This is a genomic window from Colwellia sp. NW0002-52-1, from assembly GCF_057550865.1.
In genome coordinates, this window is the sequence record NZ_BAAJLU010000001.1 from 527740 (window position 1) to 544397 (window position 16658).

Sequence of the window (16658 nt, forward strand, 5' to 3'; positions counted from 1 at the left end):
AACACTTCAATATTAACATAATAATGTAGACCGACTGTTACAGCATGTTATTGCATGATTATGAAAATATTGATTGTTCAGTAGTCGTTTGGGGGTTTATTTTATATTAACGGCAGCTTCTATGCACAGTTAACCATGGTGTTTCATATTACATATACATCCACTAAAGTTATCATAAATATTAATTTTTTACGTTATAATCGTCTGCACACCCAAATCCTAAAATAATAATAAAGGTTTACTATGCAAGATATGCAAGACAGCGCTTTCAGTTTACTTCCTCCCTTAGTTGCTATTGTTATTGCTATCTGGCGAAGAAATGCACTTTTCGCTTTGCTTTGTGGCGTAATGCTTTGTTATTTAATGGGCGTAAATGGCAACCCTATTAAAGGGTTAACCGAAACAGTTTTTGGTATTGGCGGTGTTTTCTCATCTGTAGGTAACGTTTACATTATTAGTTTCAGTTTATTGATTGGGGCTTTAGTTACATTAATGAATCAGTCAGGCGCTGTAAACGGCTTTATTAACCACCTTGCTTCATTAAATTTAGTTAAAAATAGTCGACAAGCCAGTATTTTACCTACCGTTATTGGTACTACTATATTCACCGATACCAATTTAAGTATGTTTACCGCAGGGATGGCGAGTCAGAAATTATTTGATCAACATCGCCTTAGCCGAGCTAGATTAGCTTATATTATTGATTCAACCTGTGCTCCAATCAGTATTTTATTTTTAATTAATGGTTGGGGTGCTTATGTTTTAGGTTTGTTAGATGGTTATTCATTTAATGACCCTGTCGGTATTTTAATTGGTACTATTGGCTATAACTTCTACGCGATTATTGCAGTAGTTCTTGCTTATTACACTGCATTTAGTGGGCGAGTTTTTGGACCATTAAAACACGCAGAATCTGTAATTAAAGATGAACAAAAAACGACAGTTGAGCATGTTGCCCCAGCGCATATCATGTGGATTCCGATGTTAACACTACTTATTGGTACCTTTATTTTCCTATGGTTTACCGGTAACGGCGATATTCGTCGAGGCTCAGGTGCTTTTTCTGTATTTTGGTCAGAAGTTATAGCCCTAGTGCTTTTAGTTATATTAATTATGCGTAATAAGTTAATGTCACTTTCGGTAGTATTTAAAACTATGATTACCGGCATTAAGTACATGTCGCCAGCCGTGGCAATTTTGGTGCTTTCTTTTGCATTTGGCGATGCAATAAAAGCATTAGGTACTGGCGTTTATGTTAGCCAATTAATAAATGTTGAAGTACCTTTATATTTAATCGCGCCAATTCTGTTTATTGCTGCAGCGGTTATGGCTTTTGCAACGGGCACATCATGGGGCACGTTTGCAATACTTATTCCTATCGCTGTACCTATTGCGCAGCAAAGTGGTTTGCCAATTGAGTTTTTAGTTGCTGCTGTGCTAGGCGGTGGTATATTTGGCGACCATGCATCACCTATTTCAGACACTACCGTGGTAGCGTCAATTGCCAGTGGTTGTGATCACTTTGAACATGTAAAAACACAATTACCTTACGCGTTATTTGGTGGGGTTTTAACCTTATTTATTTATATTCTTATCGGTTTGAGCTTTTAATGACAGAGCACCCATTAACCATTATAGATAACCAAGCTGACTTCCTTATTATTAACAAGCCTCAGGGCATGGGCTTTCATGATGAAGACCTGATCGGCAGTGGTTTTTTCTCAACAATAAAAGCCCAGCTCAAGCGTCAGCTTTTACTTACCGAACTTTATCCTGTTCATCGATTAGATAAAATGACCTCAGGACTTATTATTGTTGCAAAAAATAGTACAACAGCCAGAGCTTTTCAGCAGATGTTTGAACAGCATCAAGTTGAAAAATATTATCTTGCTATTGCTGAAGGTAAGCCGAAAAAAAAACAAGGCTTAATAAAGGGCGATATGGAAAAAAGTCGCAGAGGTATGTGGAAGCTATTAAGGAGCATGAATAATCCTGCAATAAGTCAGTTTCTATCTTTCGCGAATATACCAAAACAAAGGCTTTATTTAATTAAACCTCATTCGGGAAAAACACATCAAATTAGAGTGGCATTGAACAGCATAGGCGTACCAATTTTAGGCGACTCTCTTTACAGTACAGGTAAAAAATCAGATCGCGGTTATTTACACGCTTTTGCTTTAAAATTTAGTTTGAATAACCAACAGTTTCAGTATTGTATTGCCCCCAACACAGGTGACTATTTCACTTGTGACAGTACAAAAGAGACTATCAGTAAGATAACTCCCCCCTGGAATATTAGTTGGCCTAAGATATAAGGCACATTGAAATAATTAAATTTTATTATAAAAAAAGAGAGCGTTTAAGCTCTCTTTTGCTGTTTAAACTTGTTTGTTATTAGTGGCAAACTTTTAATTAACAACCTATTTCAACAAGCTAATTTTATAATGAATGCCAGAAAACAATGCCGATAGCCGTTGGACAGATAAATTTAGTATACCAAGGCCAGATCTTCCAGAATAATGAATGTTCAACCATATCATTACCTTGCTTTAATTCAGTTAAAATATCGTTTCTAAACCAAATCCATCCGACAAATACACAACACAACATCGCAATTAATGGTTGTCCATAAACAGTAGAAATTGAAATAGCCAAACCAAACAATGTCTCAAAATTTAATACAATTACAGCACTTAAAATAAAAATACCTAAACCAATAAAAGTCGTCGCTTTCTTACGCTCAACCTTGTGACGCTCTACCACAAAAGACACAGGCCCTTCTAACATTGAAATACTAGAAGTTAATGCGGCGATAGACATTAAAACAAAGAAGCCAAAGCCAACAAATAACCCTATAGCCCCCATACCATCAAATAAAGTTGGCAGTACATCAAACACTAAATTAGGGCCAGAAATTAAGCCTCCATCGGCATCAAAAATAGCCACTCCTTGTGCTTGGGCAACATACATAGATGGAATGATTAATAAGCCCGCTAAAAAGGCGATTGAAACATCAATTAAAGTAACTTGTGCGCCAAGTGACACAAGGTTTTCTTTTTTTGAAATATATGAGCCGTAAATTACCATCACGCTAGTACCTAACGACAATGAAAAGAAAGCCTGCCCTAAAGCGCTTATTAATAAATCAGGTTCAAATACTCGTGAAATATCAGGGTTTAAATACGCTGCAAAACCTTCGCTTGATCCTTCCAAAGTAAAAACATAAAAAATCAATAAAATCAGTAAGCCGATTAACATCGGCATTAGCCGTTTTGACCATTTCTCAATCCCTTGTTCAACGCCACGTCGAATAATAGATATAGTCAATAACATAAATAACGCTGTAAAAATCAAGTTACGCGCTATAGATTGCGAGGTGAGCCAGTTTGATGCTTCATTAAAGCCCATTAAGGAAGTAACAGGTTCAATAGCGAATGACATCATCCAGCCAGCTAAAATACCATAAAAGCTTAAAATTATTGCAGCGCATATAATGCCGCCAAAGCCGACAATAAAAGCAAAGCGTTTATGGAAAATATTTCGCGATATCTTTTGTAGTGACGTGACCGCGTTCGCTTGGCCATATCGGCCAATGAGCAACTCAGCCATAAAAGCTGGATACGCTAGACAAAATGCCAGCACCAAATAAACCAGTACAAATGCGGCACCACCGTTACTTGCTGTTTGTGTTGGAAAACCCCAAATATTACCTAACCCTACGGCAGAACCCGCAGCAGCCATAATAAAACCTATACGAGAACTGAACGCACCTCTAGAAGCAGCCATTTAAAATCATCATTATTATTATTGAATAAGTTAATTTACTTTTTCTGTTAAGAAAAAAACAGCGTTTATTGGCAAAAATATCCCCGAAAGTACTTTTAATGAACATTTACTCCGTAAAGAATTCATTACTGGTTAAATTACAGTCATATTTTCAGCGATACTTCACAAGGTAATATATATAAAAATTTTGATATAAAATGTTAAGCAAAAAAAAAGAGACCGAAGCCTCTTTTAGTTATAATGATGAATTGCACTAAAGCGTTCGCGAATTAGTCTTTAAAGTTATTAAATTGAAAAGATTGCTCTAATTCAGTCTCTCTTAATAACTGCATTACAGCTTGCAGGTCGTCACGCTTTTTTCCGGTAACTCGAACTTGCTCACCTTGAATTGACGCCTGTACTTTTAGCTTACTGTCTTTGATCAATTTAACTACTTTCTTAGCAACAGGTTGCTCAATACCTTCTTTAAAGGTGACTACTTGGTTAAAGTTTCGACCTGAGCTTTCCATTTTTTCTAAGGTTAATGCTTTTGCATCAACATTGCGTTTAACCAATTGCCCGCGCAATACATCAGCCATTTGCTTTAAGCGCTGCTCAGAGTCACCTTTCATCGTTACTTTTGGGCTTTTCCATTCAAAGCTTGCTGCAACACCACGAAAATCGTAACGTGTCGCAAGTTCACGAGTAGAATTGTCAGTCGCGTTTTTTACTTCTTCCAAATTAATTTCGGAAACAATATCCATTGAAGGCATGATAGTTCTCTAGCTAAAAAAATTAGTGATATATTATCAATTAATTAAATTTAATTCCATTGACGATCTTTGCTATAAATTAAGTTTAATAAAAGTAATTTATTTTGTGTGGTTGAACAGTGATAGTTTTCGGTGCTTAGCCCTGATATGATGAATCTTATCTAATTTTTAAAGTTAAATGACTAACACCTCAATGAAAAGTCGCTATCATTTATCCATTCTCGCTATTATCGTTATACTGTTCTTCTGCCTTTACTTTAGCTCAGCCGATTTCAGACGAATAGCTTTTCGCAGCACCGAAATTGACTCTATTGGCCATATTATTAGCTTTTTTTGTTTAACTTGGGTACTACATAGCATATTGAAATTACCGCTATTCAATACCATGCTAACCGTAGCATTTTATGGTGCACTAACTGAGTTAGGGCAATATTACTTAGGCTTTCGCAGTGCGCAAGTCAGTGACTTTATTGCTGATTTAATCGGAATTTCCTTGTTTGCTATTATTCGATGGTCAATTCTTATGTACCGTAATCGCTCTAGTCAAAGATCAGGTTAATGAATATTATTGTTATTGGCCAAGGTGCTATTGGGCTTCTCTGGTATCATCATTTAGTTCAATCTACAGATAATCTGGTTAGTTTAAGCTGCTCTTCTAGCGTTTCCTCTGCGCCTACACATTACGAATTTACTGACATTGGGCAACTGTATGGCCGTTTTCCATTAAACATCGCCGATAATTTAGCGTTCGCTAAAGCTGATGTAATATTACTGTGTGTAAAGTCATACCAAGTCAATGCTGCTATTGAAGCGTTAAAAAATAAAATACCCACCCATGCCGTGATAGTTTTTTGTCATAATGGCTTAGGTGCCTTCAATGATTTTTCTAGCCTAAAGCACACCTGTTTAGCGCTACTAACAACACATGGCTGTAAAATAAAGCACCCTTTTCATGCACAACATACTGGCTTGGGACAAAGTGACTTAGGGCTTATTTATGGCAATATTTCAAACTCAGCGCTTAATGAAATAACGACGGTATTCAATAATAACTTGCCAACGGTAACCTCTAGCGATGCCATAAAAGAGAAGCAATGGCTTAAGTTAGCCATTAATTGTGTGATTAACCCCATAACAGCATTAGAAAACGTTGATAATGGTGAACTACTCAATGATAAGTTTCAAAGACAAATAGCAGCATTAATTCACGAAATTATAGCGGTTGCCGCCTTTGAAAACATAAGGTTTACATTTGATGACTTGCTAAAAAAAATACTCACTGTCGCAGAAAAAACAGCGAGAAATAGCTCATCAATGCGCAGCGATATTTTGCAAAAACGAAAAACTGAAGTTGACTATATTAATGGCTACGTTGTCGCTGTTGCGAATAAAATGGCATTTTTGGTGCCTGAAAATGAAAAACTGCTACAACAAATTAAAGCACTAGAAATAATAAAGTGATCGGTAAATAGCAAACATAAAAAAACCCTTAAATTGTTATTTAAGGGTTTTAATTTTTCGTTATGCGTTGCGTTAACTTGAAACTTAAGGTCGATAAACTTTTACATTAGTAAAACCTGCGCCTAATAAATATAGCGCTTGTAGTTTACTCATAACACCTTGGTCACAATATAATAAGTAGTCTTTAGATTTGTCTAAGTCACCAAATTGAGTTGATAACTTGTAAAATGGTATATGCAATATTTCTACATCATCTAGCGCTAAAGGGTTTTCATCTTCTTCTTCAGGGCTGCGAATGTCGAGCACTATAGCGTTGTCAGGAATATTATCAAGCGTGTCTACCGCATGAATTTCTTCTTCGCTTTCTTTACCAATATCACGAATATCATAAATACGCGCGTCTTCAATGACTTTGTCTAAAATTGAAAAATCAAAATTAGCTTCTTCCGCTTCTACTTTAGATAAAACCGCTTTAACTGTGGGTTTTTTAGAAATAACACCACAATATTCAGGAATAGTTTTGGCAAAATCTTCCGTACCAATTTTACGGGCAATATCAATAATATCTTGTTTATCGTAAGCCACTAATGGTCTAAGAATTAAGGTTTCGGTAACACGGTCAATAACATTTAAGTTAGTCAGTGTTTGGCTCGATACCTGCCCAACGGCTTCGCCTGTCACTAATGCTTGAATGCCCATTTTGTTGGCAATTTTTTCTGCAGCACGCATCATCATGCGCTTAAGCACAACGCCCATTAAACCATTTTCAATATTTTCTAATATTTCTTCTACTACAGGTTCGAAATCAACGGCAAAAAACTTAACACGATGCGACGCGCCAAATTTATTCCATAAGTAGTAACTCACTTGTTTAACACCAACTTCGTGCGCTGCACCACCTAAGTTAAAGAAACAATAATGTGTACGAGCACCTTTTTTGATCATTTGATAACTGGCAACACCAGAATCAAAACCACCCGACATCAAAGACAACACATCTTCTTGGGTAGCGATAGGAAAACCGCCCATACCTTTATGGCGTTCGGTAACGATAAATAAATTTTCATTTTTAATTTCAAGGTGTACGGTGAAATCAGGCTTTGATAGTTTTACACGCGCCGACTCTACGAGTTGGTTTAAACCGCCGCCGACATATTGTTCAGCTTTTATCGAGTTAAACTCGTGTTTGCCTGTTCGTTTTACACGTACACAAAAAGTTTTATTTTCAATGTTTTTTGCATGTACCGCTGCTGTTTTTTCATAAATATCATGCAAATCAGTAAAGTTCGTTTGTTGCACTTCAAGAAACATGGGAATGCCAGGGATCGACTTTAGTGTATCGATTAATTTTAAGCGATTTTCTGGCGTATTATTAGCGGTGTTAACTTCGATGTTATCCCAGTTCATGCGCGTTGTAACTTGGTCATCAACACGACGTAAAACGTTTTTCACACTCGACTCTAAAATCTTAGTAAAACGCTTTCGTACCGGACGGCTTTTAATCGTAATTTCAGCCTGTAATTTAACAATAAATTTCATTAACAATAATACCCACACTTAGAATGGCGCGCATTATATACCCGATCGACTGTAATTTGCAAAAGTTCAGCACATGGCATATTTGACAAATTTTAGTGAAATAAAAGCTCAATATAGATAAATAGTTAGAGCTTTATATTAGTTTTATTGGGCTTTGGGAATAAAAAAAGGAGCACATATTTTGTGCTCCTTAATAAATGATTAATATGTCACGTTATTTAACATTGCTATCGAATAGATATTGGGTCAGTTTCTTTTGCTTTACCTTGATTAATGGCAATTTCAACACGTCGGTTTAATCGTCGATTTAATCGAGTAGTGTTAGGCACTAAAGGCCGAGTGTCGGCGTGACCTACAACAAGTAACCTCGATTGATCAAAACCCGGTACTTTAATGATTTCATGCGCAATAGCGACCGCACGTTTACTTGATAAATCCCAATTTGACGTAAAGAGTTCAGAGCTTATACCTTGGTTATCAGTATTACCTGAAATCATTATCTCACCTGGAACAGTATTTAATAACAGGCCAATTTCTCGCATAATAGGCTTAAACTGTGGCTGTAGAAACGCAGAGCCCGATGGAAATGAGCCATTTTCGCGAATACGAATAATCACTTGTTGACCTAACGACTCCAACTCAATAGCACCGTCTTGAATTTGTTGCTCTAGTTGCTCGGCTATTTTCTTCACAAGTTCATTCACTTCTTCTTGTGATGCTTGCTCTATTGCATCTTTTGCCTGCTGAATAGCCTCTTGCGACATTGCATCTGCCGTGCTTTGTGATTGCCCACCACGTTCAGCACCACGTTGCTCTTGTCTACCGCCCGCTTCAGTTTCATCACCCGCCTGAAATTCCAACATTTGTTGCGTCATTTCCATGGTTTGCTGTTGAATAACTTCAATCGGTGTTGGTTCCGGCTTGCCTGGTCGAAATTCTTGCGCGATTATGCTCGTGCCCTTAGGAATATCTTTTACTTCAATTTTGTTTTGCACACCAAAGGCAAACTTCATCGAGCCAGCAATTTGCTTAAACTTTAAAACGTCCATTTCTGAAAATGATAAAAGCAACACGAAAAAACACATCAGCAGCGACATTAAATCAGCAAATGTGCCCATCCATGCCGGTAACCCAGGAGGTGGACATTTACATTTATCGGCCATAATTAACTCCTGCTATTCTTCAGTGGTATTAACAGCACGCTTACCTTCAGCAAGGTAATTTTTTAATAAACCTTCAATAACTCGCGGATTTTGACCATCTTGAATACCTAGAACAGCATCTAGTACTAATTCTTGGTTCATTTTTTCTTCCGCTAAACGTAACTTCAACTTGGCAGCAATCGGTATCGCAATAACGTTAGCTAAAAATGCGCCATATAAAGTAGTTAAAAGCGCTACCGCCATCGCTGGTCCAATGGCTTTAGGATCATCCATATTCGATAACATGGCAACTAAACCAATTAAAGTACCTATCATACCCATTGCAGGAGCAACATCGGCTAATGCCATCATCATATTAGAGCCGGTTTCATGTCGTTCGGTCGTTAGGTCGATATCTTTTTGCATCGTAGCTCGAACTACATCTGCATCGTGGCCATCAACCAACATATCAACACCTTTTTGCATAAAAGCGTTCGATATTTCAGCTTCTTCTAATGCCAAAAAACCACCTTTTCGTGCCGCATCAGCCATTTCAACTGATTTTTCAATTAGCTCTTCAGGTGATTCCAGCTTAAACATAAAAGATTTGCCGATAATTTTTCCAATACCGAAAAACTGACCTAAGTTATAATTTGATAAAACAACAAAAATTGAACCACCAAATACGATGATCACCGACTGAGCATCCATAAACATGCCAATGTCACCAGCGAGTAACATTGCCATAATCAGTAAGCCTATTGCACCGACTATGCCTATTAACGTTGCTAAATCCACAAATGCCTCCGAAAAGTTTCTTAACTATATTTTTACCAAATGGTATTTCTTGTTTGATAATACCTGATGAATAGGTCTTACGCGAATACTTATAGTCTTAGTTATAGCTCTATTATCGTCCATACTGTCAATAACTTAAGTAGATATTGTGAGTATTTGCAATATTGTCTTAAATTCATCATTAATTGACCCAGCGCCCCAGCTAAGGTAAGTTTGCGCCTAGAGTTCATATCACGCTAAAAAATGCCCATGGCCAAAAAGAAAATAGAAAATCTAAGCTTCGAAGAATCATTAGTAGAATTAGAAGTAATTGTGCAAAATTTAGAACAAGGCGATCTAAACCTCGAAGAATCTATGACGTTGTTTGAACGTGGTTTACATTTGAGTCAGCATAACCAAGAAAAGCTCAAAGGTGCTGAACAGCAAATCAATATTTTACTCGAAAAAAATGGCCAAGCGACATTAGAGAAATTTAATACTAACGAGACTGAAAGCTTTGACTAAACTTGCCTTTATTGACGATGTGCAAACTCGCATTAACGATTACCTAACTAAAAAGCTCGACAGCTTAGTTATTAACGATGAGAAACTTTTAGACGCTATGCGCTATGGTTTGCTTATTGGCGGCAAACGTATGCGACCTTATTTGGCGTATATTACCGGCGCAACCTTAGATGCAGAACAAAGTGATATAGATGGTGTTGCGGCCGCTATAGAATGTATTCATGCTTATTCACTTTTACATGACGATTTACCAGCCATGGATGATGATGATTTGCGTCGTGGCCAATTAACCTGTCATAAAGCGTTTGATGAAGCAACGGCTATCCTCGCTGGTGATAGTTTACAAACTTTAGCATTTGATATTATTGCGAATCACGATTTTTCAGCAGCCGTAGATAACAAACGTATAAACTTATTACGTTATTTAGTAAGTGCATCAGGTTATCAAGGAATGTGTGGCGGTCAGGCGCTTGATTTATCAGGAACAGACAAAGCAATTTCATTAGCTGAGTTAGAACATTTACACTCATTAAAAACGGGTGCGTTATTAGAAGCCGCAGTAAAAATGGCCGCAGAATGTAGTAATAACGCTACCGCACACGATAAAGAGCAGCTTGCAATTTATGCAAAACTTGTAGGTTTAGCATATCAAGTTCGAGACGATATAATTGATATTACATCAACAGAAGAAGAGCTAGGCAAGCCAGCTGGCTCAGACCTAGCGGCTAATAAAAGTACCTATCCAGCATTGCTCGGTTTAACAGGTGCGCAAGAAAAAGCTGAAAACTTATATCAACAAGCACTTCAAGCTTTAGACACTTTGCCTTACAATACACAAAGTTTGTCCGACTTTGCGACTTTTATTGTAAGCCGCAAAAATTAATTTAAAAATTTAATAGAATAATATGACTATAAACCTAGCTGAATATCCTTTACTGGCCAATATTGATTGTCCGAATGATTTGCGCAAATTAGATAAAAATCAATTAACAAAAACCAGCGAAGAGTTAAGACGTTATCTGTTAAATTCTGTCAGTAAAAGTAGCGGACATTTTGCTTCTGGTTTAGGCACAATTGAATTAACGGTCGCTTTGCATTATGTGTACAACACTCCGTTTGATCATTTACTTTGGGATGTAGGTCATCAAGCATATCCGCATAAAATATTAACTGGCCGTCGTGATCAGCTACATACTATTCGACAAAAAGACGGTTTGCACCCTTTCCCTTGGCGTGAAGAAAGTGAATACGACGTATTAAGCGTTGGGCACTCAAGTACTTCAATATCTGCCGCGTTAGGTTTAGCCGTATCCGCTGAGCAAGAAGCGAAAAACCGTAAAGTTGTTGCTGTTATTGGCGATGGCGCTATGACGGCAGGCATGGCATTTGAAGCATTAAATCATGCCGGCGATATCAATAAAGACATGCTAGTTATTTTAAATGATAACGAAATGTCGATTTCAGAAAATGTTGGCGCGTTAAATAATCATTTAGCTAAAATGTTATCAGGAAGCATATATACGGGCCTTCGTGAAGGTAGTAAGCGCATACTTAATAACATTCCTCCAATCAAAGAACTCGCAAGCAGAGCCGAAGAACACTTAAAAGGTATGGTTGTACCTAGCACTTTCTTTGAAGAGCTTGGTTTTAATTATATCGGCCCAATCGATGGTCATGACGTTAATGGCTTAGTCGACACTATTACTAATATGCGTAACCTTAAAGGGCCGCAGTTGCTTCACATTGCAACAACAAAAGGTAAGGGTTACCAGCAAGCAGAGCAAGATCCAATTAAGTATCATGCTGTTCCTAAATTTGATCATACAGAAACTAGCTTACCTAAGAGTGCCCCAAGCCTTCCAACCTACTCGGCAATTTTTGGTGATTGGTTATGTAAAGTCGCAGAACAAGACCCTAAACTTGCTGCGATAACGCCAGCCATGCGAGAAGGCTCTGGTATGGTGCAGTTTAGCCAACGTTTCCCTAATCAATATTATGATGTTGCTATCGCAGAACAACATGCAGTAACGTTTGCCGCTGGTTTAGCAATTGGTGGACAAAGGCCCGTTGTCGCTATTTATTCAAGCTTTTTACAACGCGGTTACGATCAATTTATTCATGATGTAGCCATTCAAAATTTACCGGTACTTTTTGCTATTGATAGAGCGGGTATTGTTGGCGCTGATGGTGCCACGCATCAAGGCGCCTTTGATTTAAGCTTTATGCGCTGTATTCCGAATATGACCATTATGACGCCTTCTGATGAACGTGAGTGTCAGTTAATGTTTAACACTGGCTATCAATTAAATGCGCCTGCGGCTGTTCGTTACCCACGTGGTAGTGGTAATGGCGCAGAACTGCCAAGTGTTGATGAAACCATTGAGCTAGGTAAGGCCAACGTTATTCGCACAATAGACAACGACCAAGCTAGCAATAAAATAGCAATTTTAAATTTTGGCACAATATTAGGCGAAGCTAAAATTACGGCTGAAACGCTTAACGCTACTTTAGTGGATATGCGCTTTGTTAAACCATTAGATCAAACGCTTATTAACACCTTATGTGAAAGCCATGATTATATTGTTACTGTTGAAGATAATGCTATTGCTGGCGGTGCAGGTTCAGGCGTAAATGAATATATATTAAGCCAAGGCATAGCTAAGAAAATTCTTAATATTGGCTTACCAGATAACTTTATTAAGCACGGTACGCAAACCGAGATCCATCAAGAACTTGGGCTTGATGCTGCTGGTATAATTGAGCAAATAAGTCAGTTTATCAAACGATAAAACACAAATCACAACGACATAACAACAGTCACTTGCTAAAGCATCTGGCTGTTTTTTTTATTATTAAAAATATTTATACTTTAAAATAAATGGGCAAGTACTGGTAATTATTTTGGGCACTTGTCAGTAAATAACAAAAAATCAACAGACATTGAAAGGTGATTAGGTATAAAAAAAGCGACTTGAATATTTTCAAATCGCTTGTTTATTTGTCAGCTAGTATAGAACTTCTAAGTCGTCAAAGCTGAGCTATATTTTATGAATTGATAACTCTTAATCAGCAATATATTCAACCACTTCAAGGCCAAAACCTGAAAGTGAATGGTATTTCGTTTGTGAGCTCAATAAACGCATTTTGCTAACGCCTAAGTTAGCTAAAATTTGTGAACCAACGCCAACATTGCGCGAGCCAACATGACGTTTAACTTCTTTTACTGTTTCACCGCCATCAAGCTTAGCGTATTTTTGCACTTGAGCAATTAATTCAAGTGGTGATTCATGCTTGCCTAATAACACTAGCACGCCGCCCTCTTTACCAATTTTCTCTAAAGCATTTGCGATTGGCCATTTAGCTACGCTTTCACGTTGGCTAAACAGTAAGTCTCTAAAGGTATTTTCTAGATGTACACGCACTAAGGTTGGCTCTTCAGGTTTAATTTCACCTTTGGTTAAAGCAAAGTGTGCTTGGCCGTCTATGGTGTCTTTAAATACGGTTAAGTCAAAGTCACCAAATGCTGTAGGAAGCTTACATTGCGATACACGCTCAATCGTTGTTTCATTAGCATTTCGGTATTCGATTAAGTCGGCAATAGTGCCCATTTTTATACCGTGTTTTTCAGCAATAACTTCTAAATCTGGACGACGCGCCATGGTGCCGTCTTCATTTAAAATTTCAACAATAACTGCAGCGGCTTCTAAGCCAGCTAAACGCGCTAAATCGACACCTGCTTCAGTATGTCCAGCACGATTTAATACCCCGCCATCTTTAGCGATTAACGGAAAAATATGTCCTGGTTGCACAATCGAATTATGATCAGAATTTTTACCTACAGCCGCTAATACAGTGGTTGCACGGTCGGCAGCAGAAATGCCAGTAGTTACCCCTTCAGCCGCTTCAATTGAAACAGTAAAGTTAGTGGTAAATTGTGCGTCGTTTTTATCAACCATTAACGGTAATTTTAAAATTTCACAGCGTTCAGCAGACATCGGCATACAAATTAAACCACGGCCGTGTGTTGCCATGAAGTTAATGGCTTCTGGTGTAACTTTTTCTGCAGCCATAATGAAGTCGCCTTCATTTTCGCGATCTTCGTCATCCATTAGGATAACCATTTTACCTTGAGCTATATCGTCGATAATCTCTTGTGGCGTGTGTAAATTCATGACAACCTCTTTATTTAATAAAACCATTGCGCGCTAATAACGCATGCGTAACACCTGACGTTTGAGTCTCATCGGCTGTTTGCTTTGTAAGTAATCTTTCTATGTAGCGGGCGATTAAATCTACTTCTAAATTCACTTTCGTGCCCACTTGGTATTGACTAATAATTGTTTGGCCTGTGGTATGAGGAACTATGGTTAAGCGAAATTTATCGTTGCTTAAGCTATTAACCGTTAGGCTAGTTCCATCAATAGTAATTGAGCCTTTTTCGGCGATATATGCTGATAATTCTTCCGGCATTGTTAGCCAGTAATCTATGCTATTACCTTTATGCTCAATCGCACATATTTCGCTAACCGCATCGACGTGGCCAGAAACCATATGACCACCAAATCGTGTTGTTGGCAGCATAGCTTTCTCAAGGTTGACACTATCGCCTATTTTATAATGCGCTAATCCTGTTCGCGTTAAAGTCTCGCTAGAGACATCAGCACTAAAATTAGCACCACCAAGAGATACTACCGTTAAGCAGATACCATTTGTGGCTATTGAGTCACCCAACTTTACATCAGATAAGTCTAGTGCTGCCGTATCTATAGTAACGCGCGCGCCGTCACCTGAACTATTGATAGCGCTTAAACGCCCTACGGCTTCTATGATCCCTGTAAACATGTTGTGTGTCTCATTTTCTGTATGCTGATAATTTAAATGTTAATTAGTGTAATACAATCTTATAAATTAACGACTGAACATGGCCGTTATTCTAATATCTTTACCAACCATACTGATATCAGTAATATTAAGGTCTTTAGCCTCTGATAACTGCAATATAGCCGGTATATCTACCAAACTTTTCCCTTCGCTGCCGATAAGTTTTGGTGCTTGGTATAGTATCAATTCATCGACCAAATTTTCGCTCATAAAAGCACCGGCTAGCTTAGCGCCTGACTCAATTAATATGTCATTTAACCCTTGTTGAGCCAGATAAATAAGTAAGTGTTTAAGGCTAATTTGCTCGCTATCTTTAGCTTTAGAAATAACTACCTGCTCTACGAAATGTGGCCATGTTTGTTCATTTTCAATAGATGTTCTAATTAATATTATTTTACTTGCTGTTTTAAAGATAGCGAGATCAGGCGTGAGCCTATTTTTACTATCAATAACAATACGAATAGGCTGCCTAACTTTAGACTTTTCGTAGCTGTTTTTTAGCTCACCCAAAGCGCTCCAGCGCACGGTCATTTTAGCGTCGTCAAAAATTACGGAATCTGCACCACAAATAACGCCACAGCTTTGGGCTCTTAGTCGTTGAACATCTTCGCGCGCATGAGCCGATGTTATCCATTGGCTTTCACCGCTAGCCATCGCCGTTTTACCGTCTAAGCTTGCGGCTAATTTACAACGAACATAAGGCAACTTAGTGGTCATCAAGCGAATAAAGCCCGGGTTTAAGTCTCGAGCATCTTGCTCTAATAAACCAAACTCTGTGGTTATACCTGCACTTTTTAAGCGTTCAAGACCACGGCCTGATACTTGTGGGTTGGGATCAACCATAGCGGCAATAACATGGCCCACTTGTGCTTTTATTAATGCTTCTGCACACGGCGGTGTTAAGCCAAAATGGCTACAAGGCTCTAACGTAACATACGCGGTGGCACCTTTAGCTTTAGCGCCAGCTTGTTTTAATGCATGAACCTCTGCGTGACCTTGCCCTGATATTTCATGAAAGCCTTCACCAACCACTTCACCATTAAGCACAATAACACAGCCAACTCTTGGGTTAGGCGATGTAGTGTAATGACCACGTTTTGCTAAATAAATAGCACGTTGCATAAACTGATGATCTTGTAACGAAAATTTATTCATTTATGGACTCAGGGTTAAATTTTCTGTCTGCTGATGACAAAATAAAAGTTAATCAATATCACCTAAGCGGGCAATTTCTTCACCAAATTCTTTAATATCTTCAAACGAGCGATAAACGGAAGCAAAACGAATATAAGCCACTTTGTCTAAACTTTTCAGTTGCTCCATAATAATAGTACCAAGCATTTCACTCGATACTTCGCGCTCGCCGGTTGCTCGTAACTGCGATTTTAATTTGTTAATCGATAGTTCCATTTCTTCGGTGCTTACGGGTCTTTTCTCTAAAGCACGCAGCAGACCATTACGCATTTTATCTTCGTTGAAAGGTTCACGAGAGCCATCACGCTTAATAATACGTGGCATAACTAACTCAGCACTTTCAAACGTAGTATATCTCTCGTGACATGCTAAACATTCACGACGACGACGAACTTGATGGCCATCTGAGACTAATCTAGAGTCAATAACTTTAGTATCGTTAGCTGAACAAAAGGGGCAATACATTGAAATATTCCGTAGTTAACATGTCATAGACATTTTATTGTCAGTATTTTAATGGAAAACAGATCATTAAGCGAAATAACTTATTATTATTCGCAATATAACTTATACCATTGAAATAAATAATCGTTCATTTTAA

The 16658-nt window shown here is 38.0% G+C and carries 16 protein-coding genes; 7 read left to right on the plus strand and 9 right to left on the minus strand.

Annotation, left to right across the window (positions count from 1 at the left end):
- Positions 1 to 243: 243 nt before the first annotated feature.
- Positions 244 to 1611: a Na+/H+ antiporter NhaC family protein gene (locus AC27H3_RS02190; protein WP_487103362.1), complete on the plus strand. Its 1368-nt coding sequence runs from the start codon at positions 244 to 246 to the stop codon at positions 1609 to 1611.
- Complete coding sequence (locus AC27H3_RS02195) at positions 1611 to 2315, plus strand: TIGR01621 family pseudouridine synthase (RefSeq protein WP_487103364.1); 705 nt, start codon at positions 1611 to 1613, stop codon at positions 2313 to 2315. The genes AC27H3_RS02190 and AC27H3_RS02195 overlap by 1 nt, the downstream gene beginning before the upstream one ends.
- A gap of 124 nt (positions 2316 to 2439) precedes the next feature.
- Here AC27H3_RS02195 and AC27H3_RS02200 read toward each other — a convergent pair whose 3' ends face one another.
- Both AC27H3_RS02200 and AC27H3_RS02205 read right to left on the minus strand, forming a co-directional pair.
- A complete protein-coding gene (locus tag AC27H3_RS02200; protein ID WP_487103366.1) occupies positions 2440 to 3786 on the minus strand; it encodes a sodium-dependent transporter in 1347 nt (448 codons plus the stop codon).
- A gap of 269 nt (positions 3787 to 4055) precedes the next feature.
- Positions 4056 to 4538, minus strand: a complete 483-nt coding sequence (locus tag AC27H3_RS02205) for a YajQ family cyclic di-GMP-binding protein (protein ID WP_273311709.1) — start codon at positions 4536 to 4538, stop codon at positions 4056 to 4058.
- Between the two features lie 193 nt (positions 4539 to 4731).
- Here AC27H3_RS02205 and AC27H3_RS02210 point away from each other — a divergent pair, with 193 nt between their 5' ends.
- Together AC27H3_RS02210 and AC27H3_RS02215 are read left to right on the plus strand one after the other, a co-directional pair.
- Complete coding sequence (locus AC27H3_RS02210; RefSeq protein WP_487103368.1) at positions 4732 to 5097, plus strand: VanZ family protein; 366 nt, start codon at positions 4732 to 4734, stop codon at positions 5095 to 5097.
- Positions 5097 to 5999 carry a ketopantoate reductase family protein gene (locus AC27H3_RS02215; protein WP_487103370.1) on the plus strand — a complete coding sequence of 301 codons (903 nt, stop codon included), beginning with the start codon at positions 5097 to 5099 and terminating at the stop codon, positions 5997 to 5999. Before AC27H3_RS02210 ends, AC27H3_RS02215 begins: the two co-directional genes overlap by 1 nt.
- 84 nt (positions 6000 to 6083) lie before the next feature.
- On the opposite strand, the gene thiI is transcribed toward AC27H3_RS02215, so the two are convergent.
- From thiI to pomA, 3 genes are all read right to left on the minus strand, one after another.
- Positions 6084 to 7538 carry a tRNA uracil 4-sulfurtransferase ThiI gene (thiI, locus tag AC27H3_RS02220; protein WP_487103372.1) on the minus strand — a complete coding sequence of 485 codons (1455 nt, stop codon included), beginning with the start codon at positions 7536 to 7538 and terminating at the stop codon, positions 6084 to 6086.
- A gap of 227 nt (positions 7539 to 7765) precedes the next feature.
- Complete coding sequence (locus AC27H3_RS02225; protein ID WP_085301316.1) at positions 7766 to 8701, minus strand: flagellar motor protein MotB; 936 nt, start codon at positions 8699 to 8701, stop codon at positions 7766 to 7768.
- 12 nt (positions 8702 to 8713) lie between these two features.
- On the minus strand, positions 8714 to 9478 hold the full coding sequence (gene pomA, locus AC27H3_RS02230; protein ID WP_085301315.1) for a flagellar motor protein PomA: 765 nt from the start codon (positions 9476 to 9478) through the stop codon (positions 8714 to 8716).
- A 249-nt stretch (positions 9479 to 9727) separates the two neighbouring features.
- Between pomA and xseB the strand changes: the two genes are divergently transcribed.
- Genes xseB through dxs form a run of 3 tightly spaced genes read left to right on the plus strand, consistent with a single transcriptional unit; the run spans position 9728 to position 12771 of the window.
- Positions 9728 to 9982 (plus strand): exodeoxyribonuclease VII small subunit, encoded by a 255-nt coding sequence (xseB, locus tag AC27H3_RS02235; protein WP_085301543.1) that lies wholly within the window; start codon positions 9728 to 9730, stop codon positions 9980 to 9982.
- Positions 9975 to 10865: a (2E,6E)-farnesyl diphosphate synthase gene (ispA, locus tag AC27H3_RS02240; RefSeq protein ID WP_487103374.1), complete on the plus strand. Its 891-nt coding sequence runs from the start codon at positions 9975 to 9977 to the stop codon at positions 10863 to 10865. The genes xseB and ispA overlap by 8 nt, the downstream gene beginning before the upstream one ends.
- A 22-nt stretch (positions 10866 to 10887) precedes the next feature.
- Positions 10888 to 12771: a 1-deoxy-D-xylulose-5-phosphate synthase gene (gene dxs / locus AC27H3_RS02245; RefSeq protein WP_487103376.1), complete on the plus strand. Its 1884-nt coding sequence runs from the start codon at positions 10888 to 10890 to the stop codon at positions 12769 to 12771.
- Between the two features lie 273 nt (positions 12772 to 13044).
- Here dxs and ribBA read toward each other — a convergent pair whose 3' ends face one another.
- The 4 genes from ribBA to nrdR all read right to left on the minus strand — a co-directional run bounded on the left by ribBA (position 13045) and on the right by nrdR (position 16522).
- On the minus strand, positions 13045 to 14154 hold the full coding sequence (ribBA, locus tag AC27H3_RS02250; protein WP_085301541.1) for a bifunctional 3,4-dihydroxy-2-butanone-4-phosphate synthase/GTP cyclohydrolase II: 1110 nt from the start codon (positions 14152 to 14154) through the stop codon (positions 13045 to 13047).
- A 10-nt stretch (positions 14155 to 14164) separates the two neighbouring features.
- On the minus strand, positions 14165 to 14824 hold the full coding sequence (locus AC27H3_RS02255) for a riboflavin synthase (RefSeq protein WP_085301313.1): 660 nt from the start codon (positions 14822 to 14824) through the stop codon (positions 14165 to 14167).
- A 66-nt stretch (positions 14825 to 14890) separates the two neighbouring features.
- Positions 14891 to 16018 carry a bifunctional diaminohydroxyphosphoribosylaminopyrimidine deaminase/5-amino-6-(5-phosphoribosylamino)uracil reductase RibD gene (gene ribD, locus AC27H3_RS02260; protein WP_487103378.1) on the minus strand — a complete coding sequence of 376 codons (1128 nt, stop codon included), beginning with the start codon at positions 16016 to 16018 and terminating at the stop codon, positions 14891 to 14893.
- A 48-nt stretch (positions 16019 to 16066) separates the two neighbouring features.
- Positions 16067 to 16522 carry a transcriptional regulator NrdR gene (gene nrdR / locus AC27H3_RS02265; protein WP_085301311.1) on the minus strand — a complete coding sequence of 152 codons (456 nt, stop codon included), beginning with the start codon at positions 16520 to 16522 and terminating at the stop codon, positions 16067 to 16069.
- Between the last annotated feature and the right edge of the window lie 136 nt (positions 16523 to 16658).